This is a genomic window from Mycobacterium sp. NPDC006124 (assembly GCF_040614235.1).
Classification (GTDB): Bacteria; Actinomycetota; Actinomycetes; order Mycobacteriales; family Mycobacteriaceae; genus Mycobacterium.
The window spans coordinates 12,830-32,621 of record NZ_JBEXUA010000027.1 but is presented as its reverse complement, the minus strand read 5'-3'; the positions used below and the strand labels follow the sequence as shown (position 1 = coordinate 32,621).

The following is a 19,792-nucleotide window of genomic DNA, read 5'->3' as shown; positions in this document are numbered from 1 at the left end:
CAACAGCAGGAAGACGGGAAGTCCCCCACCAAGATGGCCAAAAACAACAAACAAAAACCACCAAACACACTATTGAGTTCTCAAACAACACACCCGGATTTTCAGGCAACCCTGCCAAGATACTTGATCCTGGCGGCTTCGTCAATCCTCGTCCTGCCGGTCTAGGACCGCGGCCGTAGGCACTGAATAGAGACTACATCGCGGGAGCCCATACGCCAAAACTGCACGCCAGAGGGCGGTTTTGGCCGAAAACCTATGTCACGCGCTCGATTTCGGCGCCCAAGGCGACCAGGTTCTCCACGAACAGCGGGTATCCGCGGTCGATGTGGAAGACGTCGTGCACCTCGGTGTCGCCGTCGGCGACGAGTCCAGCCAGCACCAGGCCGGCCCCCGCTCGAATGTCCGAGGCCCAGACCGGGGCACTCGACAGCTGCGGGATGCCTCGGACCACCGCGTGGTGGCCGTCGGTGCGCGCGTCGGCGCCGAGGCGGATCATCTCCTCCACGAAGCGGAAGCGAGCTTCGAATACGTTCTCGGTGATCATCGAGGTGCCGTCGGCGATGGCCGCCAGGCCTATCGCCATGGGTTGCAGGTCGGTCGGAAAACCGGGAAACGGCAGCGTCGCCATGTTGACGGCCTTGGGCCGCTCGTACTGCACGATCCGGAACCCGTCGTCGTGCTGCGTGACGGTGGCTCCCGCGTCATGCAACTTGTGCAGCACCAGCTGCAGGTGTTGGGGGTCTACGCCCGTCACCGAGATGTCGCCCCGCGTCATCGCCGCCGCTATCCCCCACGTCGCCGCGACGATGCGGTCGCCGATCACGCGGTGCTCAGTGGGATGAAGCCGGTCGACTCCGGTGATCGTCATCGTCGGCGAGCCGGCTCCGGAGATCTGCGCGCCCATCTGGTTGAGCATCGTGCAGAGGTCGACGACGTCGGGTTCGCGCGCGGCGTTGTGGATCGTCGTGACACCTTCGGCGAGGACGGCCGCCATGAGGATGTTCTCGGTCGCCCCCACCGACGGGAACTCGAGCTGGATCTCCGCGCCGCGCAGATGGTCGGCCTCCGCGACCACGCAACCGTGCTCGATGTTGCATCGAGCACCCAGCTGGCGCAGACCCGCCTGGTGCATGTCGAGCGGTCGCGATCCGATCGCGTCGCCCCCGGGCAGTGCGACCTTCGCCTTCTTGCATCGCCCCACCAAGGGGCCCAAGACGCACACCGACGCTCGGAACTGACGGACTGCCGCGAAGTCGGCGTCGTACTTCAACTCGTCGGGCGAGGTGATCCGGACCGTGTCGCCCTCGATGTCGACGGTGGCACCCAACCCGCGGAGCACCTCGGCCATCAACGGGACATCCAGGATGTCGGGTGAGTTCGTGATGGTGCTGGTCCCCTCGGCGAGCAGCGCCGCGGCCATCAACTTCAACACGCTGTTCTTGGCACCGCCGACGGCAACTTCGCCCGCTAACCGGGTACCACCGGTCACTACGAATCGCTCGCTCACGCGGCCAAGTCTAAACAGCACTGGCCAGCTGGAACGGTTTCCGCCAGTCAGCCCGGTACGGTTTCGGCATGGGAGTCCACCTCACCCGCATCTACACCCGTACCGGCGACGACGGATCGACCGGGCTGAGCGACTTCAGCAGGGTGTCCAAGAACGACCCGCGCCTCGAGGCGTATGCGGACTGCGACGAGGCCAACGCGGCGCTCGGCGTCGCCGTGTCGCTGGGCGCCCCCGACGACCGCATCCTTCGGGTGTTGCGCCAAATTCAGAACGACCTGTTCGACGCCGGCGCGGACCTGTCCACCCCGGTGGTGGAGAACCCGGAGTACCCGCCGCTGCGGGTCACGCAGGAGTACGTCGACCGGCTGGAGTCGTGGTGCGACGAGTTCAACGAGCCACTGCCGGCGCTGAATTCGTTCATCCTGCCGGGCGGCACGGCGTTGTCGGCGCTGCTGCACGTCGCGCGGACGGTGACCCGGCGGGCGGAGCGCTCGGCATGGCGGGCGCTGGACGCGCACGGTGATTCGGTGAGCGTGCTGCCCGCCAAGTACCTCAACCGGCTCTCGGATCTGCTGTTCATCCTGTCGCGGGTCGCCAACCCCGACGGTGACGTGCTGTGGCAGCCAGGCGGGGCGAAGGCCTAGTTCTGTCTGCGGCGGGCGCGTGGAGACGGGCGCGATTCCAGCCATGACGTGAAGGCGGTCAACGCACCACGGTCCAGCGCGATTTCATATCCTCGCCGGCTCTCCGGACCGGTGTCGCGGAGTTCGAGTACGACGGTCTCGGCACTCATGATGTCGAATTCGTCGCCGCGCGGCGCACGTCGGGACACCACTTCCACGCCCCGCCGGGACAGGCGGCGATCAGGCCACCAGCGCAGACTGGACAATCGGTAGAACCCGGCCTCGCCGCCGCGATATCGCACCACTCCGTGCCGCCAGCCGTGACCGCCGACGGCGGGGACGTCGCGCAGGATGGCGGCCGAGCCGCCCACCTGGCGCAACTTCCACAACCGGTAGGACAGGGCGACGACGACCAGCAACAGCACGCCGATCAGCGCGACCATGGTGATCATGGACGCGCTCATCGCGGAATCAGTCCAGCTCGCCGAGGGCGCGCAACCGCGCCCTACCCCACGCCGCCGTCCGCTCGTCGTCGGATTCCGAGTCCTGCTTGGCTTCGTCGGCGTTGATCTCCGACTCCAGTTGCGCGTTCTCGACCAGGATGCGGACGGCCTCGTCGGTGACGGAGAGGAATCCACCGTCCACCGCGATGCGCAAGTCGTCTTCACCCTCCCGCTCGACGCGCACCATGGCGTCGTCGACCAGCTGGGCTACCAGGGGGATGTGCCTGGGCAGGATGCCGATCTCGCCGGCCGTGGTGCGGGTGAACACGAATGTCGCTTCACCCGACCACAACTCACGCTCGACGGCCACGATCTCGACGTGGATCTCAGTTGCCATCAATTACAGCTTCGCGCCGAAGCTCTCGGCCTTCTTGGCCAAGTCGTCGAGCCCACCGATGAGGAAGAACGCCTGCTCGGGCAGGTGGTCGAACTCGCCCTTGGTCAGCTTGTCGAACGCCTCGATGGTCTCCTTCAGCGGCACCGTCGAGCCAGGCTGACCGGTGAACTGTTCGGCCGCCATCATGTTCTGGCTCAGGAAGCGCTCGATGCGACGCGCGCGGTTGACCAGCTGCTTGTCCTCCTCGGACAGTTCGTCGACGCCGAGGATGGCGATGATGTCCTGAAGGTCCTTGTAGCGCTGCAGAACTCGGATGACTTCCTGCGCGACGCGGTAGTGCTCGTCACCGACCACGGCCGGGTCGAGGATCGTCGAGCTCGAGGCCAGCGGGTCCACCGCCGGGAAGATGCCCTTGGAGAACACCGCACGGGAAAGCTCGGTGGTGGCGTCCAAGTGGGCGAACGTCGTCGCGGGCGCCGGGTCGGTGTAGTCGTCGGCGGGCACGTACACGGCCTGCATCGAGGTGATGGAGTGACCACGGGTCGAGGTGATGCGCTCCTGGAGCTCACCCATCTCGTCGGCCAAGGTCGGCTGGTAACCCACGGCGGACGGCATGCGGCCGAGCAGCGTGGAGACCTCGGAACCGGCCTGCGTGAACCGGAAGATGTTGTCGATGAACAACAACACGTCCTGGTTCTGCTCATCGCGGAAGTACTCCGCCATGGTCAGGGCCGAGAGGGCGACGCGCATACGCGTGCCTGGCGGCTCGTCCATCTGACCGAACACGAGGGCCGTGTCCTTGAGGACGTCGGCGTCGGCGAGCTCGACCCAGAGGTCGTTGCCCTCACGGGTGCGCTCCCCCACGCCGGCGAACACCGAGGTACCACCGAAGTTGCGGGCGATGCGGTTGATCATCTCCTGGATGAGAACGGTCTTGCCGACGCCGGCACCACCGAACAGGGCGATCTTGCCACCACGCACGTAGGGCGTGAGGAGGTCGACGACCTTCAAACCGGTCTCGAGCATCTCGGTCTTGGGCTCGAGCTCGGAGAATGGCGGCGGCTTGCGGTGGATCGACCAGTGGTCGAATTCCGTGCCGTAGCCCGGGTCGTCGAGGCAGTCACCGAGGGCGTTGAACACGTGGCCCTTGACGCCATCGCCGACGGGAACCGAGATGGACCGGCCGGTGTCGGTCACCTCGACGCCGCGAACCAGACCGTCGGTGGGCTGCATCGAGATGGTGCGCACCAGGTTGTCACCAAGGTGCTGGGCGACCTCGAGCGTGAGCGTCTTGGCCATCTGCTCGTAGGTGATCTCGGCGTGCAACGCGTTGAACAGCTCGGGCACCGAGCCACGCGGGAATTCGATGTCGACGACCGGGCCGGTGATGCGGACCACGCGACCAGCGGTCTTGGAATCTTCTGCGATGGCAGTCATTGTCTCTTCGCTTCTCTTCGCTTCCGGTGATGTGTGTATCGAGGGCTACTTGGCGTCGGCGAGCGCGTTGGCGCCACCGACGATCTCGCTGATTTCCTGGGTGATCTGTGCCTGACGCTCGCGGTTGGCCTCCAGCGTCAACGCCTTGATCAGATCGTCGGCGTTGTCGGTGGCCGACTTCATCGCCCGGCGCCGCGACGCGGACTCCGAGGCCGCGGCCTCCAGCAATGCCGAGTACACGCGGGTGGCGATGTAGCGCGGCAGCAGTGCGTCGAACAGGTTCTCAGCATTCGGTTCGAAGGAGAACAAGGTGTGCGGCCCGTCGTCCTCCTGCTCGCCGACGTACTCGATCACCATCGGAGCGACCCGCAGTGCGACGGCCGACTGCGAGAGCATCGAGTTGAATTGGGTGAAGACGATGTGGATCTCGTCGATGCCGAGGATGCCGTCCTCACCCGCATTCTCGTCGTCGTCGTCGACGCCGGCCATGAAGGCCGACACCAGGACGTCGGCGATCTCACGGGCCTGCTCGTAGGTCGGGCGCTCGGAGAAGCCGGTCCACGACTCCTTCACGTCGCGCTGACGGAAGCTGTAGTAGCCCAGAGCCTTTCGACCCACCGCGTAGATCACGGGGCTCTTGCCCTCGTCGCGCAGCAGCGCGAAGAGTTCCTCGGACTGCCGCAGCACGTTGGCGTTGTAGGCACCGCAGAGCCCACGGTCGGAGGACACGACGAGCACACCGGCACGCTTGGGCGACTCCCGCTCGACGAGCAGCGGGTGGTCCAGCGCACTGGCACCCGCGAGCTCGGTGAGCATGTTGGTGATCTCTTCTGCGTACGGCCGAGCTGCCTGGACGCGCGCTTGCGCCTTGGCAATTCGCGACGTGGCGATCAGCTCCTGGGCCTTGGTGATCTTCTTGATCGACCCGGCGGAGCGGATGCGCCCGCGTAGCTCGCGCAGTGTGGCTGCCATGTCTCCTTACCTACTTCGTCTTCGGCGCCGGCTTGCGGACCTTGACCGATTCCTTCTCGACGTCCTCTTCGTCCATCGCCTCGGTGTCGGCCTCGTTGACGGCGACGGAGCTGCCGTCAGTGGCGGCGAACCCCTTCTTGAACTCGTTGACGATGTCGGTCAACTTGTCCTGCGCCTCTTCGGGGAACTTCTTGGTCTCCCGAATGTCGCTGAAGATGCCCTCGTGGCTGGCCTTGACGTGCTCGAGGAACTCGGCCTCGAAGCGCTGCACGTCCTCGACGGGCACCGAATCAAGGTGGCCCTTGGTGCCGAGGAAGATGGCGATGACCTGCTGCTCGACCGACAGTGGGCTGTACTGAGGCTGCTTGAGCAGCTCCACCAACCGGCTGCCGCGCTCCAGCTGAGCCTTCGAGGTCGGGTCGAGGTCCGAGGCGAACGCCGCGAAGGACTCGAGCTCGCGGTACTGCGACAGGTCCAGACGCAACGAGCCGGCGACTTCCTTCATGCCCTTGATCTGAGCGGCACCACCGACGCGCGACACCGACACACCGACGTTGATGGCCGGTCGCACACCCTGGTTGAACAGATCGGACTCCAGGAAGCACTGGCCGTCGGTGATGGAGATGACGTTGGTCGGGATGAAGGCCGAGATGTCGTTGGCCTTGGTCTCGATGATCGGCAGTCCGGTCATCGATCCACCGCCCAGCTCGTCGTTCAGCTTGGCGCACCGCTCCAGCAGGCGGGAGTGCAGGTAGAAGACGTCACCCGGGAAGGCTTCGCGGCCCGGCGGGCGACGCAGCAGCAGCGAGATCGCGCGGTAGGCGTCGGCCTGCTTGGACAGGTCGTCGAAGACGATGAGGACGTGCTTGCCGTCGTACATCCAGTGCTGCCCGATGGCCGAACCGGTGTAGGGCGCAAGCCATTTGAAGCCGGCCGGGTCCGACGCGGGGGCCGCCACGATGGTGGTGTACTCCATCGCGCCGCCGTCTTCGAGCGCACGCTTGACGCTCGCGATGGTGGTGCCCTTCTGGCCGATCGCGACGTAGACGCAGCGCACCTGCTGCTTGGGGTCGCCAGTCTCCCAGGCTTCGCGCTGGTTGAGGATCGTGTCGACGGCGACCGCGGTCTTGCCCGTCTTGCGGTCGCCGATGATCAGCTGGCGCTGGCCGCGGCCGATCGGGGTCATCGCGTCGATGGCCTTGATGCCGGTCTGCAGCGGCTCCTCGACGCCCTGGCGCTGAACCACCGAGGGTGCCTGCAGTTCCAGCGCCCGACGCACGTCGGTGTCGATGTCGCCCTGGCCGTCGATCGGCTGACCGAGCGGGTTCACCACGCGACCCAGGAAGCCGTCGCCGACGGGCACGGAGAGCACCTCACCGGTGCGCTTGACCTGCTGGCCCTGCTCGATCTTCTCGAAGTCGCCGAGGATGACCGCGCCGATGCTGTGCTCGTCGAGGTTCAGTGCGACACCGAGCACGCCGCCCGGGAACTCGAGGAGTTCCTGCGTCATGACCGAGGGCAGGCCCTCGACGTGGGCGATGCCGTCGCCGGCGTCGATGACCGTGCCGATCTCTTCGCGCTCGGTGTCGGCGGAGAACGAGGATACGTACTCCTCGACGGCACCTTCGATGTCAGCAGCGGAGATTGTCAACTCTGCCATGTTCTGGTCTTCCTACCTCTTGATTGGATTGTGGGTCAGTCGGGCAGCTGGGTCTGAGCGGCCGCCAGCCGGGATGCGATGGAACCGTCGATCACTTCGTCGCCGACGGTGATCGAGAGGCCACCGAGCACCTCGGGATCGACGTTCAGCTGGACCGCCACCGGGTGGCCGTAGACCCGGGTCAGCAGTTCGGCGAGCCGGTCGCGCTGGGCGTCGGTCAGCTCGGCGGCCGCGTCGACGTGGGCGACGACTTCGCCACGGCGGGCCACGGCCAGCTCGGCCAGGTCCACCACGGCTTCGTCGGCACGTTCGCCGCGCAGCTGGCCGATGGTCTGCTTGAGCAGAGCAGCGGCCGTACCGTCGATGCCCGATCCCCCGACGACCTTGTCCAACAGAGCGATTCGGCCGTCCAGCGGAGTCGTGTAGTCACTGAGCAGCGCGGTGAGCCGCGGCTCGGAGTCCAACACCCGGCCGAACCGGAAGAGCTGCTCCTCGACCTCGTCGACCTGGTTCTCGAGCTCGGCACGCTTGAGGAGCGCGAGTCGGGCCAGGTGTTCGATGCCGTCGACGAAGTCCGCCGCGGCCGACCAGCGCTGGGACACGGCGGTCCGCAGCAACGTGAGCGTGTGCTCGTCGACCTTGTTCGAGAACAGCCGGTCGGTCAGACGCACCTTCGCGTCGGCGTCGTCGTTGTGCTCGGTGAGGTGCCTGGTGAGGGTCGGCTCGGCGACGAGCACTCCCACCACTCCGGTGAGTTCGTCGGCGACGGTGGTCAGACCCGCCGCATCCAGGTCGCCGCCGACGTCGTCGAACGCCTTGGTGAGTTCCTCGAAGGCGGCCCGGCTGGCGGCACGCAGTCGAGCCGAGACACCCGTTTCGATCGTCACCGAGGACGGCGCCATCTGGTCGAGCTCGTCGAGGAAGCGGTCGACCGTGGCCGCCTGGGCGGCGGGATCGGCCACGTGCGCCCGAACCAGCGCGTCGGCCTTGTCGACCGACTCCTGGCCCAAGCCCTGCCGCAGCTGCCGAATCAACTGCTGCCGCATGAGCTGAACCTGTTGCGCGCCCTGGGCCTTCAGACGTTCCGCTTCGACGCCCGCTTGTTCCTCGAGCTGGCTGGCGATGCGTTCGGAGTCCTGCCGAGCCTCGTCGGTCACCTTGGACGCCTGAGCCTCGGCGTCCTTGAGCGCCTTCGCGTGCATGGCGTCGGCTTCGGCGAGTTTCCTTGCCGCCTCGGCACTCTCGGCGAGTGCAGTGCGGACGGCGTCCTGTTGCTTCTGCATCAGCGTCTTCACCGGCGGCACGACGTAGCGCCACAGGATGAACACGATGACCGCGAAACCGATCAGCTGACCGATGAATGTCGACATTTAGCGGCTCCCGCCTGAATTCACGTCCACGCCGAGGATGCGACTCGCCAACGTGGCCGACAGGCCGTCCACGGACGAGTCCAGCGCGGACTGCGTCGACGAGCGTTGTTCGGACAGTTGTTCGTCCGCATCTCGCACGGTCTCCGCTACCTCTCCGCTGGCCTCGGCCCGCTTCTCCTCGATCACCTGACGGCCGGCCGTTCGGGCCTCGTCACGGATCGAGGACGCCTCATTGCGAGCCCCGGCCATCGCCTCGTCGAAGTCGGCTTGCGCCGCCGCAACCTGCTCGGCCGACTTGCGGCTGTCTGCGGCGGTCTTGGCCAGCATCGCCTCCCGCTCGGAGAGAACCTTGCTGATCGGTGGCACAACCCATTTCGTGATCACGCCGAGCACGATCAGGAAGATGATCAGAATGACGAAGAAGGTGCCGTTGGGGATGAGGAAGTTATTACCCCCACCACCTTCTTCTCCCGCTGCCTGGCTGGCCGCCAGGATCGTCGAGCCGAGTTCACCCATGCCGACGGACTACGACAGACCCGGCGTGGCGAAGACGAACAGCGCCATGAACGCCAGGTTGATGAAGTACGCGGCCTCGACCAGACCGACGGTGATGAAGAACGGCGTGAACAGGCGGCCCTGTGCCTCGGGCTGCCGGGCGATACCGGAGATCAGTGCGTTACCGGCGATACCGTCGCCGATACCCGCGCCGATGGCGCCGCCACCCATGATGAGTCCACCGCCGATGAGAGCACCGGCCGTGATGAGGGCGTTTGGATCCATTCCTTTTTCCTCCTTGTGAGCTGGTGGGGGTGCCACCAGGACTGCTGGTCCTACGGGGTGAAGCTGGCTTCTAGTGGTGCGCTTTCTCGTTCTCGTTCTCGTCTGCGTGATCGTGGTCGAGCTCCATCGACTGGCTGAAGTACAGGATCGTCAGCAGCGCGAAGATGAAGGCCTGAATCAGACCGACGAAGAGGTCGAACGTCTTCCAGATGGCATTGGGTGCCCATTGGATGTACCAGGGGAACATCGCGATGAGCGCCACGAGGATGCCACCGGCGAAGATGTTGCCAAAGAGTCGCAGTGCCAACGAGATCGGCTTCGCCAGCTCTTCGATGATGTTGATCGGCGCCATCAGCGTGACGTGGCCCTTGACCAACTTCTTGGCGTGGCCCCAGGCGCCGCGGCGCCAGATGCCCGCCGCGTTGTAGCAGATGAAGACGAATGCGGCGAGAGCCAACACGTAGTTGATGTCGGACGCCGGCGCCTTGATCAACTCGCCGGCCGCGCCGTCGGAGCCGCCGTACTGCACCGGCAGGACCGCGAGCCAGTTCGAGATCAGGATGAACACGAAGATCGTGACGGCCAGCGGTAGTACGAACGGCGCGATCTTCATGCCGATCGCGGCCTCGACCTGCTGGCGCATCTGGATGGTGATGGCCTCGAAGAACAGCTGCACTCCGCCGGGGACGCCGGTCGAGGTCACCTTGGACTTGAGGAAGAACGCGAGCGCGATGACGATCACCGCGGCGATCAGCGTCGAGATGATGGTGTCGCCGTTGAACGTCATGCCCAGGAACTGGAAGACGTACTCGTGGGTTCCGACGTGAATCGGGGCTCCACCCTCGGCGGCGAGAAGGGTCTCATTCATGGCCGTCTGCTCAATCCTTCGATTCCGATGCAGGCATTTCTGCGACGTCGAGTCCGCTCGAGCGGATCTTCTTCATGACGGGGATGCTGGTGCTCATCACGAGCACCGCCTGGAAGATCGCGAGCCCAAAGAGCACGCCGAGTCCGTCGTTGTTCTTGAACACCGTCTTGGCGCCGATGGAGATCCCCAGCGCGACGGCGGTGATGACGAGCAGTCGCATCGCGGAGTTGACCGCCATCTTCTTCTTCAACGGATGGTCGGAGGCGGTGATCGACTCGACCGCCTTGCGCACCAGCATCGCGTTGACCAAGCCGAGCGCCAGACCGACGCCGAAGAAGACGCCGAAGAGAACGTGACCCGTGAAGGCGGAGGCGGCGACGGCGACGGCGGTGAGCGCCACGCAAACGATCGACAATCGCACCGGACGAAAGGCGACGGCTGGGAACACCAACGGCGCGTCCTGCGCTGGCGTCGTCACTGACTCACCTCAATCCACGCTCTCACGGAAGTTGTCCCCTTTGACAAACGATGACCCGGCGCGTGCCCGACGAGCGTATCGGAGGGCGAGGATCGCGCTGGAATCACCCAAGGGGTTGCTCCCTCTTGTCGGTCGTACATCGGCACCGAACGGTGCTTTCACACCGCCGGGCCGGGCCGGCAACCCGCGAGGTCTTTCGGGTTCTGGAGGCACCGTACCACATGGTAGGCACCCTAAAACGGGGTCCTACTACTTTGCGTCGTACTGCTTAGTCTGGTAACCGGCTGGGAGCTTCTCGGGTCCTCCGGAGCAGAGGGATGAGGGTGATGACGACCGCGACGACGATCGCCGCGAGCATTACCGCGCCCGTGTACCGAGGGTCGAAGAAGATCGTGCTGGCCGCTCCGAGCGCGACGATGCCGACCCACATGTAGATGAGCAGCACCACCCGGCGGTGGGAGTGGCCGATCTGCAGCAACCGGTGATGAAGATGCATCTTGTCGGGGCTGAAGGGGCTGCGGCCGGCGCGGGTGCGCCGCACGATGGCCAGCAACATGTCGAGGGCGGGCACGAACATCACCGCGACCACCAACAGGAACGGCGACAGCAGCGCGAAGACGTCTCGCGCACCGTAGGCGTTCTGCGAGATCGGCCCTGCCGCGGTGGTCGAGGCAGCCGCCAGCATTAGCCCGATCAGCATCGAGCCCGAGTCGCCCATGAAGATCTTGGCGGGATGGAAGTTGTGCGGCAGGAAGCCCAGGCATGCGCCCGCCAGCACCACCGAGATCACCGCGGGCGGGTAGAACAGCACGTCGCCACCGTGATCACGGAGCAGCCCGACCGAGAAGATGCAGATCGCGGCGGCGGTGATGAGACCGAGTCCAGCGGCCAGACCGTCCAGACCGTCGACGAAGTTCATGGCGTTGACGATCGACACCGTTAGCGCCAGCGTGAGCAGGATCGAGGTCACCTGGTCGAGCACGATGGTGCCCACACCGCCGATCGGGATGTAGAGCACGCTCCACGCCACACCCATGGTCACCAGGACGCTGGCGGCGGTGATCTGGCCCGCGAACTTGGTCAGGGCGTCCAGACCCCAGCGGTCGTCGATCAGGCCGATCACCATGATCAGCCCGCCGGCCACGACGACGGCCGGCATGCCCGAGGAGTACACGAACCCGCGGTTGAGGGCGGGGAGCTGAGAGGCCAGCAGCACCGCGGCGACCACGCCGACGTACATCGCCAGGCCGCCCATCCGTGGGGTCGGCTGGACGTGGACGTCGCGCTGGCGGGGGTAGGCGACCGCACCGAGGCGGGTGGCCAAGTTGCGGACCCACCCGGTGGCGAAGTACGTGACGATGGCTGCGGTGAGGCCCACGAGGGCGAGCTCCCGCAAAGGGACGCCGGCACCGCGGTCCGACAACGCGAGCAGGCCCTCCACGCGGTGAAATGTACTGGACCTACCTGAGACCTAGGTCGGCGTCACGCCCGTGAGGGTCTCGGCGTCGACTCCGAGCACCGTGGCGATGGCTGCCGCGGAGACGGGTCCCTCGCGCAGAATCCGCGGTTGGGCGCCGGTCAGGTCGACGATGGTGGAGGCGGCGCCGTTGGCCGACGGGCCCGCTTCCAGGTAGACCTCGACCAGGTCACCGAGTTGGTCGCGGGCGTCGGCGGCGGTGACGGCGGCGGGGCGGCCCGAGATGTTGGCGCTCGAGACGGCCATGGGCCCGACCTCACGCAGCAGTTCGATGGCAACGGGGTGTAGGGGCATCCGCAACATGACGGTGCCCTGCGCGTCGCCCAGGTCCCACTGCAGCGACGGGGCCTGCTGTACGACCAGGCTCAGCGCCCCCGGCCAGAACGCGCGGATGAGTTCGCGGGCGGACTCGGGGACGGAATACACCAGGCCGTCGATCGTGTGCCAGGAGCCGACGAGAACCGGCACCGGCATGTCACGACCGCGACCCTTGGCGGCCAGCAGCGCGGCGACCGCGATGCCGTCGAACGCGTCGGCTCCGATGCCGTAGACGGTGTCGGTGGGCAGCACGACCAGCCGACCACCCTTGAGCGCACTGATCGCCGATGCGATGCCGTTGGGCCGCTGGGCCTCGTCCGAGCAGTCGAATACTTCACTCATGCGCGATCCCGCTCCGCTCCTCGCTCACCAAACATGCTCTCTAGCCTGAACCCTTCCTCGTCGCCGTGACGAACCGGGGGCGACCGGACAGGTCCCGACGCGACGTCACGTCGGTGAACGCTCCCGACCGTTCGAAGAGGGCGACGGTCGCCGCCGCCGTCTCGTCGTCGTGCTCGACACCGACGCGCGCCCCCGGGCGAAGAAGCCGCGCCGCCAGGGCCACGATCGGTTCGATGACCCGCATGCCGTCCGGTCCGCCGAAGAGGGCATGGGCCGGATCGTGCTCGGCCACTTCGGGTTCCAATTCGGCGCCGTCGGGGATGTACGGGGGATTCGACACCAGCAGGTCAACGGTGCCGTCCCGGTCGGCGAGCAGGCCGGGACTCGTGACGTCGGCCTCGACGAGTTCGACGTCGCGCCCCGCGCAGTTGCGTCGGGCGTAGGCCAGCGCATCGGTCGAATCCTCGACGGCGAGGACGTGCGCCGTGGGCGTCGCCTCGGCCAGTGCCGCGGCCAAGGCTCCCGACCCGGTGCACAGGTCCACGATGACGGCAGCGTCCGGAAGCGGCTGCTTCATGGCCCACTCCAGCAGCGCCTCCGTCTCGGGCCGCGGGACGAAGACACCCGGCCCGACGGCCAGCAGCAGCGGACCAAAGGCGGCGGTGGCGGTGAGGTGTTGCAGCGGAACACGTCGTGCGCGGGCCGCAACGAGGACGCGGTAGTCCTCGTAGAACCCGTCGTCTGGATCCTGGAACCGCAGCACGCCGCGGTCCACCCCGGCGAGGTGTGCGGCGAGCAACTCGGCGTCGACGTGGGCGCTGTCGACTCCTGCCTGCGCTAGCGTGCGTGCCGCATCGTCGATGGCCCGCCGCAGGCGCGTCATGTCTCCTGCAGCCTGGCTTGTCTGTCGGCGGCGGCCAGCGCGTCGAACATCGGGTCGAGGTCACCGTCGAGGACCTGGTCGAGGTTGTGCGCCTTGAAACCGACCCGGTGATCGGTGATCCGGTTCTCGGGGAAGTTGTAGGTCCGGATGCGCTCGCTGCGGTCCACGGTGCGGATCTGGCTGGCGCGGTCTGCCGACGCGTCGGCGGAGGCCTGCTCCTCGGCCAGTGCCTGCAGCCGGGCGGCGAGCACGACCATCGCGCGGGCCTTGTTCTGCAGCTGCGACCGTTCGTTCTGACACGTGACGACGATGTTGGTCGGCAGGTGCGTGATGCGGACCGCGGAGTCGGTGGTGTTGACGCCCTGGCCGCCCTTGCCCGAGGACCGGTACACGTCGATGCGCAGGTCGGATTCGTCGATCTGGACGGCGGCGACGTCCTCGGGCTCGGGGTACACCAGCACCCCGGCCGCGGACGTGTGCACGCGACCCTGGGACTCGGTGACGGGAACCCGCTGCACGCGATGCACGCCGCCCTCGAACTTCAACCGGGACCAGACACCGTCGAGGGCGTCACCCTTGCTGGCGATTTGGAGCGTGGCGTCCTTGTAGCCGCCGAGATCGGAGAAGGTCTCGTCGAGCACGGTGACGTTCCACCCGTGCCGCTCGGCGTACCGGATGTACATGCGGGCGAGGTCGGCGGCGAACAGCGCGGATTCCTCGCCGCCCTCCCCCGACTTCACTTCCATCACGACGTCGTCGGCATCGTGCGGGTCGCGGGGGGCCAACAGATCGCTGAGCTGCTGTTCGAGTTCGGCGACGCGCGTGGTCAGTTCGGGTACCTCGGCGGCGAAGGAGGCGTCCTCGGTTGCGAGCTCCTTGGCCGCCTCGAGGTCACCGCGGGCGGTTTCCAGCTTGCGGTGGGTGGACACGATCGGCGCCAGCTGCGCGAACCGGCGTCCCACCCGCTTGGCGGCGCCGGCGTCGGCGTGCAGCGCCGGGTCCGAGAGTTGAGTTTCGAGGTCGGCGTGCTCGGCGAGGAGCGCGTCGACCCTCGTCGCCGAATCGGTGGCCGCCATCGTGTCCTCTCTCGTTCGAACGTGACCGGAAACGCAATCGGCGCCCGATCCCGTCGACGAATGCGACAGGACGGGCGCCGATCGGTCGGCTACTTGTCGGTGGCAGCCTTCTCGCCGGCGCCAGCGCGCTTGCCGTAGCGCTTCTCGAAGCGAGCGACACGGCCGCCGCTGTCGAGGATCTTCTGCTTACCGGTGTAGAAGGGGTGGCACTGGGAGCAGACCTCGACCACGATGTGGCCGCTCTCCTTGGTGCTACGCGTCGTGAAGCTGTTTCCACAGCCGCAGACGACGGACGTCTCTACGTAGTTGGGGTGAATGCCCGATTTCATGTTGGTCCTCTTCTATCGTTGGCCGCCGGGTCGCCCGAGATCCTGACCTGAGTCTCTAGACGTGAACCGGAACCGAGGGGTCGACGGACGATTATGCCAGGTCAGCCGTCAGAGTCATAAACGCACGCACACCGGGGCCTATTCCGCCGAGCTCAGCGGTCCGCCGGGACGACCGGCGCGAAGCCGGTGCGGTCGCGTCGCCACAGCACCCGCCCCACCGGGTCGACGCCGCGGGCGACCAACTCGCGCTTGAGGATCTTGTTGGTCGCCGTGCTCGGCAGGTCGTCGGCGATCCAGACGTGGCGCGGCCAGGCCTTCGGGGACAGGTCGCGCTGCGCCGCCAAGAACGCCTCGAACTCCTCGGCATCGAGGGTGGCGCCCTCGCGCAGGACGAGCGCGGCCATCACCTGGTCACCCACGTACTCGTCGGGCACCGGGTAGACGGCGACCCGACTGATGACGTTGAGCCGCAACAAGATTCGCTCGATTGGCGCGGTGGTCAGATTCTCCCCGTCGACGCGCATCCAGTCGCCGGTGCGGCCGGCGAGGTAGATCCAACCGTCGGCGTCACGATAGGCCAGGTCCCCCGACCAGTACATTCCGTGGCGCAACCGCTGGTCGGTGGCACCGGGGTCGTTGTAATACCCCCGGAACAGTCCGCTGCCGGTGGTGTTGACCAATTCCCCCGTCGCCTCGTCGGCGTTGACCAACGCCCCCGTCTCGTCGAACCGGGCCACGGCGCACTCGGTGAGGGTCTCCGGGTCATAGATGGCCACCCCGGGGAAACCTTGGCCGATCGACCCGGGCGGGCAACCGTCGGGCCGGGTGATGATGACCGCGGTCTCGGTCGACCCGAAGCCGTCCCAGACGTCGCAGCCGAAGCGTCGTCCGAATTCCTCGATGTCGCGGTCGGCCGCCTCGTTGCCGAAGGCGACCCGCAGGGTGTTGTCGTGGTCGTCGGGGTCCTCGGGGGTGGCCAGGATGTAGGCCAGGGGCTTGCCGACGTAGTTCATGTAGGTCACCCCGTGGCGGCGCACGTCGGACAGGAAGCGCGACGCCGAGAAGGCGGCCGGGACCATGGCCGCACCCGCACCGAGGGCGACGCTCCACCCCGCGTACACCGCGTTGGAGTGAAACAGCGGCATGGCCAGGTAGCAGACGTCGGAGGCGTCGAGGCCGTACCTCTGCACCAGGGCGCTGCCGGCGAAGAGGACCATCGCGTGCGGCACCTCGACGGCCTTGGGTTCACCGCTCGTACCCGAGGTGAAGATCATCATGAAGGTGTCGTCGGCGACGACCTCCCGGTGCGGCACCAGGGCCGGTGCGGCGCTCGTCTGGCGAGCCCACTGGGGGTCGTCGACGTCGACCACCACGACGCCCGGCAATTCCAGACCGTCGAGCAGGTGCCGGTGCGCGGCGTCGGTGAGCAGCAACTGGCAGTCCACGCGGGCGACGTCACGGGCGATCGCCTCGCCGCGGCGCGTGGTGTTGATGCCGCACAGCACGTAGCCGCCGAGACCCGCGGCCGCCAACGCGGTGAGCATGCCCGGGGTGTTGCCCATGAGCGTGCCGACGTGCATCGGCCGGGACGGGTCGGTCGCCGCGATGACCGCGGCGGCGTGCTCGCTCGCCAGGGCGAGGTGTTCGCGCCAGGTCCACTCCCGGTCGCCGTGCTTGACGGCGATCGTCTCGAGGTAGGCCCTCGTCCGCAGGAGTTGTTGCAGCGTCTCCGCCATCGTGGACTACCTCGATCCGTGTGCGTGAACAGAAATAGAGAAGTGTCTACTGCCGACCAGCGCCAACGGTACCGTCTGCCAACGGGCAGAATGCACTGGTCTCACCCATTTGGTCGCGAAACGAACAGGAGTCCCGCCGTTGACGAGCGCCACCGCACCCCGGCCGGCCGCCAAGACCGTGCGGGACCGGCTGATCGACGCGGCCGAGGTGTGTCTGCGCAACAAGGGGATTCGTTCGACGACGGTGTCCGAGGTGGCCGAGGTGGCCGGCGTCTCCCGCGGGTGGCTCTATCGGCACTTCCCAGACAAGAACGCGTTGCTCGGGGCGGCGATCGTACGGCTCGACGAGGCGTACTGGTCGGATTCGCACGCAATGCTGGAACGCATCGACGGCCTCGACCAACAGATCGCCGCGGGGATTCGGCATGGGCGCACCGCCTACGCCGATCCGGGCGCCATCCTGATGAAGCTGCGGATGGAGGAGCCCGAGGAGTTCGCGGCCTGTGCCGGCGCCGGCGTACAGGGCCTCGTGCCCGACCTCGGCGAATTCTGGTCGCGCTACCTCGTCGTCGCCATCGACCGCGGTGAGATCCACCCTCGGACGAATGTCGCGGAGGCCTCGGAATGGGTTGCCCGCGCGTTGCTTTCGTTGGCGACCGTGCCGGGGCACGAGCTCGACCCCGCCGACCACGAGGCCGTGCTCACGCACGTCCGCCGCTACGTGATGCCGGGGTTGCGCGAGGACCCCGGCCTGGCCTAGAAGCGCAGAAGAGCCCCCGACCATGTCGGGGGCTCTTCGCGTACAAGCGTCTTAGTCGGAGTCGGTCCCCGGCGTGTTCTTGGAGACCTGGACGAGGAACTCGTAGTTGTTCTTCGTCTTGCGCAGCTGGCTCATCAGCAGATCGATGGCCTGATGCGAGTCCAGGCCCGAGAGCACCCGGCGCAGCTTGTGCACCACGGCGAACTCGTCGGAGGACAGCAGCAGTTCGTCCTTGCGGGTGTTGGACGGGTTGACGTCCACCGCGGGGAAGACCCGGCGCTCGGCGATCTTGCGGTCGAGCTTGAGCTCGGCGTTGCCGGTGCCCTTGAACTCCTCGTAGATGACCGTGTCACCCATCGAACCGGTCTCGACCAGCGCCGTGGCGATGATCGTCAGCGAGCCACCGTTTTCGATGTTGCGGGCCGCGCCCAGGAAGCGCTTGGGCGGGTACAGCGCCGTGGAGTCGACGCCGCCGGAGAGGATCCGGCCGGAGGCGGGTGAGGCGTTGTTGTAGGCGCGGCCGAGGCGGGTGATGGAGTCGAGCAATACGACGACGTCCTTGCCCTGCTCGACGAGACGCTTGGCACGTTCGATCGCCAGCTCCGCGACCGCGGTGTGATCTGACGGCGGCCGGTCGAAGGTCGAGGCGATGACCTCGCCCTTGACCGATCGCTGCATGTCGGTGACCTCTTCGGGTCGTTCGTCGACCAGCACGACCATCAGGTGACACTCGGGGTTGTTCACGGTGATCGCGTTGGCGATGCTCTGCAGCACCATCGTCTTGCCGGCCTTGGGGGGCGAGACGATCAGGGCGCGCTGGCCCTTGCCGATCGGCATGATCAGGTCGATGACGCGAGTGGTCAGCAGTTCGGACTTGGTCTCCAGGCGCAGACGCTGATTCGGGTAGAGCGGCGTCAGCTTCTGGAACTCCGGACGAGTACGCGCGTCTTCGACGGGACCGCCGTTGACCGAATCCAGGCGCACCAGCGGGTTGAACTTCTGCCGCGGGTTCTGGCTGTTGCTGTTGCCGCCGCCCTCACCCTCGCGGGCGACGCGCACGGCGCCGGTGATGGCGTCGCCACGGCGCAGACCGTTCTTGCGCACCATGTTCATCGAGACGTAGACGTCATTGGTGCCGGCCAGGTACCCGGAGGTGCGGACGAACGCGTAGTTGTCCAGCACGTCGAGGATGCCCGCCACGGGCTGGACGACGTCGTCTTCGCGAAGCTCGGTGTCGCGGTCGTTGTTGCCGCCGCCACCCTGACCGTCGCCACGCTCGCCGCGACGCCTGCGGTCGCGGAACCGGCGACCACGCCGGCCCTGGCGACCGTCTTCGTCGTCGTCGTCGTTATTCGCGTTGTTGTTGTTCGCGTCGTTATTCGCGTTGTTGTTGTTCGCGTTGTTGCCGCGGTTGTTGGCGTTGTTGCCGCGGTTGTTGGCGTTGTTTCCGCCACCGTCGTTGCGGTTGTTCTGACGCTCGCCACCACCGTCGTTGCGGTTGTTCTGACGCTCGCCGCCACCGTCGTTGCGGTTGTTCTGACGCTCGCCGCCGTTCTGGCGCTCGTTGGTCCGCGCCGGGGCCTCGGACTGTGCCGAGTCCTTGCGATCGGTGTCGTCGGCGGTCTTGACCGCCTTCTCGGCGACCTTCTCGGCCGCCGGCTCCTGCGGGGCCTTCTGCTCGCTCGCGGCAGGCCCATCGGAGGCCTTGGCCTCCTGCGCCTCGGCCTTGGCGGCCGGTTCGGTGGCCTCGGTCGTCTCGACGGCGGCACCGGCGCTGCGGGACGCGCCGCGACGTTCGCGGCGAGCGCGAGCGGGGCGCTCGGGGGCGTCACCTGCGGGAGCGTCGGCAGCCGGGGCGGCAGCTTCGGCGGCGGCAGGCTCTGCGGCCGGCGCAGTCTTGGCGGCCGCACCGTTGGCGTCGCCGCGGTGCTCGCGGATGGCGGCGATCAGCTCGCTCTTGCGCATGCCCGACGAGCCCTTGATGCCGAGCTGGCCGGCGAGCGCGCGGAGGTCGGGAAGCACCATCGCCGTCAGGGCGGTGGGGCGGTCACCCGAGGCAACCACGGTGGTCGCCGCAGCGGGCGCGGCCGAAACCGCTTCCGAGATGGGTGAATTCACGGGGCTCGGCAGGTCGACGCCGTCGTTGCTGCCTTCAGCCGTGATGAGGTCCGTATCAGACACGGATTTCCTTTCTTTCCCTCGCTGATCCGATTCTGCGAGGGTTCGTCGCATTCAGCTGATCCGCCAAATGCCGGCTACCGAATGCCTTGTGTCCCGCAATTGCCTGGGCGCAAACCATTGCACGTGCAACGGCGATCGCCGGATTCTCCGCCGAG

20 protein-coding genes are annotated in these 19,792 nt (G+C 67.0%); 2 read left to right on the top strand and 18 right to left on the bottom strand.

Features of this window, described 5'->3' with window-relative positions:
* Positions 1-253: 253 nt before the first annotated feature.
* Positions 254-1,507, bottom strand: coding sequence for a UDP-N-acetylglucosamine 1-carboxyvinyltransferase (gene murA, locus ABZ195_RS28040; RefSeq protein WP_355223153.1), 1,254 nt, complete (start codon positions 1,505-1,507; stop codon positions 254-256).
* 68 nt (positions 1,508-1,575) lie between these two features.
* Here murA and ABZ195_RS28035 point away from each other — a divergent pair, with 68 nt between their 5' ends.
* Positions 1,576-2,151: a cob(I)yrinic acid a,c-diamide adenosyltransferase gene (locus ABZ195_RS28035; protein ID WP_355223152.1), complete on the top strand. Its 576-nt coding sequence runs from the start codon at positions 1,576-1,578 to the stop codon at positions 2,149-2,151.
* Here ABZ195_RS28035 and ABZ195_RS28030 read toward each other — a convergent pair.
* The 16 genes from ABZ195_RS28030 to fadD1 all read right to left on the bottom strand — a co-directional run bounded on the left by ABZ195_RS28030 (position 2,148) and on the right by fadD1 (position 16,696).
* Positions 2,148-2,594: a DUF2550 domain-containing protein gene (locus ABZ195_RS28030; RefSeq protein ID WP_355223151.1), complete on the bottom strand. Its 447-nt coding sequence runs from the start codon at positions 2,592-2,594 to the stop codon at positions 2,148-2,150. The two genes, ABZ195_RS28035 and ABZ195_RS28030, sit on opposite strands and share 4 nt — an antisense overlap.
* 7 nt (positions 2,595-2,601) lie before the next feature.
* Positions 2,602-2,970, bottom strand: coding sequence for a F0F1 ATP synthase subunit epsilon (locus tag ABZ195_RS28025; RefSeq protein WP_355223150.1), 369 nt, complete (start codon positions 2,968-2,970; stop codon positions 2,602-2,604).
* Positions 2,971-2,973: 3 nt separating this feature from the next.
* Positions 2,974-4,407 carry a F0F1 ATP synthase subunit beta gene (gene atpD, locus ABZ195_RS28020; protein ID WP_355223149.1) on the bottom strand — a complete coding sequence of 478 codons (1,434 nt, stop codon included), beginning with the start codon at positions 4,405-4,407 and terminating at the stop codon, positions 2,974-2,976.
* A 45-nt stretch (positions 4,408-4,452) separates the two neighbouring features.
* Positions 4,453-5,379, bottom strand: coding sequence for a F0F1 ATP synthase subunit gamma (locus ABZ195_RS28015; RefSeq protein ID WP_355223148.1), 927 nt, complete (start codon positions 5,377-5,379; stop codon positions 4,453-4,455).
* A gap of 10 nt (positions 5,380-5,389) precedes the next feature.
* The gene (atpA, locus tag ABZ195_RS28010; RefSeq protein WP_355223147.1) at positions 5,390-7,039 is read right to left on the bottom strand and encodes a F0F1 ATP synthase subunit alpha; all 1,650 of its coding nucleotides are present in this window, start codon (positions 7,037-7,039) and stop codon (positions 5,390-5,392) included.
* A 35-nt stretch (positions 7,040-7,074) separates the two neighbouring features.
* A complete protein-coding gene (locus tag ABZ195_RS28005; RefSeq protein WP_355223146.1) occupies positions 7,075-8,409 on the bottom strand; it encodes a F0F1 ATP synthase subunit B/delta in 1,335 nt (444 codons plus the stop codon).
* Complete coding sequence (locus ABZ195_RS28000) at positions 8,410-8,925, bottom strand: F0F1 ATP synthase subunit B (RefSeq protein ID WP_355223145.1); 516 nt, start codon at positions 8,923-8,925, stop codon at positions 8,410-8,412.
* Positions 8,926-8,934: 9 nt separating this feature from the next.
* Positions 8,935-9,189 carry a F0F1 ATP synthase subunit C gene (locus ABZ195_RS27995; RefSeq protein ID WP_056559889.1) on the bottom strand — a complete coding sequence of 85 codons (255 nt, stop codon included), beginning with the start codon at positions 9,187-9,189 and terminating at the stop codon, positions 8,935-8,937.
* 70 nt (positions 9,190-9,259) lie between these two features.
* Entirely contained in the window at positions 9,260-10,057 is a 798-nt protein-coding gene (atpB, locus tag ABZ195_RS27990; protein WP_355223144.1) for a F0F1 ATP synthase subunit A, read from the bottom strand.
* 10 nt (positions 10,058-10,067) lie between these two features.
* Positions 10,068-10,535, bottom strand: coding sequence for an ATP synthase subunit I (locus tag ABZ195_RS27985; RefSeq protein ID WP_355223143.1), 468 nt, complete (start codon positions 10,533-10,535; stop codon positions 10,068-10,070).
* A gap of 268 nt (positions 10,536-10,803) precedes the next feature.
* A complete protein-coding gene (locus ABZ195_RS27980) occupies positions 10,804-11,976 on the bottom strand; it encodes an MraY family glycosyltransferase (protein ID WP_355223142.1) in 1,173 nt (390 codons plus the stop codon).
* A gap of 30 nt (positions 11,977-12,006) precedes the next feature.
* On the bottom strand, positions 12,007-12,672 hold the full coding sequence (locus ABZ195_RS27975) for an L-threonylcarbamoyladenylate synthase (protein WP_355223141.1): 666 nt from the start codon (positions 12,670-12,672) through the stop codon (positions 12,007-12,009).
* A gap of 40 nt (positions 12,673-12,712) precedes the next feature.
* On the bottom strand, positions 12,713-13,555 hold the full coding sequence (gene prmC, locus ABZ195_RS27970; protein WP_355223140.1) for a peptide chain release factor N(5)-glutamine methyltransferase: 843 nt from the start codon (positions 13,553-13,555) through the stop codon (positions 12,713-12,715).
* Positions 13,552-14,631, bottom strand: a complete 1,080-nt coding sequence (gene prfA, locus ABZ195_RS27965) for a peptide chain release factor 1 (RefSeq protein ID WP_355223139.1) — start codon at positions 14,629-14,631, stop codon at positions 13,552-13,554. The genes prmC and prfA overlap by 4 nt, the downstream gene beginning before the upstream one ends.
* A gap of 89 nt (positions 14,632-14,720) precedes the next feature.
* Positions 14,721-14,960, bottom strand: coding sequence for a 50S ribosomal protein L31 (gene rpmE / locus ABZ195_RS27960; RefSeq protein WP_355223138.1), 240 nt, complete (start codon positions 14,958-14,960; stop codon positions 14,721-14,723).
* A 152-nt stretch (positions 14,961-15,112) separates the two neighbouring features.
* Positions 15,113-16,696, bottom strand: a complete 1,584-nt coding sequence (gene fadD1 / locus ABZ195_RS27955) for a fatty-acid--CoA ligase FadD1 (protein ID WP_355223137.1) — start codon at positions 16,694-16,696, stop codon at positions 15,113-15,115.
* A 139-nt stretch (positions 16,697-16,835) separates the two neighbouring features.
* Between fadD1 and ABZ195_RS27950 the strand changes: the two genes are divergently transcribed.
* Positions 16,836-17,456, top strand: a complete 621-nt coding sequence (locus tag ABZ195_RS27950; protein WP_355223136.1) for a helix-turn-helix domain-containing protein — start codon at positions 16,836-16,838, stop codon at positions 17,454-17,456.
* A gap of 51 nt (positions 17,457-17,507) precedes the next feature.
* Here ABZ195_RS27950 and rho read toward each other — a convergent pair whose 3' ends face one another.
* Positions 17,508-19,637: a transcription termination factor Rho gene (gene rho, locus ABZ195_RS27945; protein ID WP_355223135.1), complete on the bottom strand. Its 2,130-nt coding sequence runs from the start codon at positions 19,635-19,637 to the stop codon at positions 17,508-17,510.
* Between the last annotated feature and the right edge of the window lie 155 nt (positions 19,638-19,792).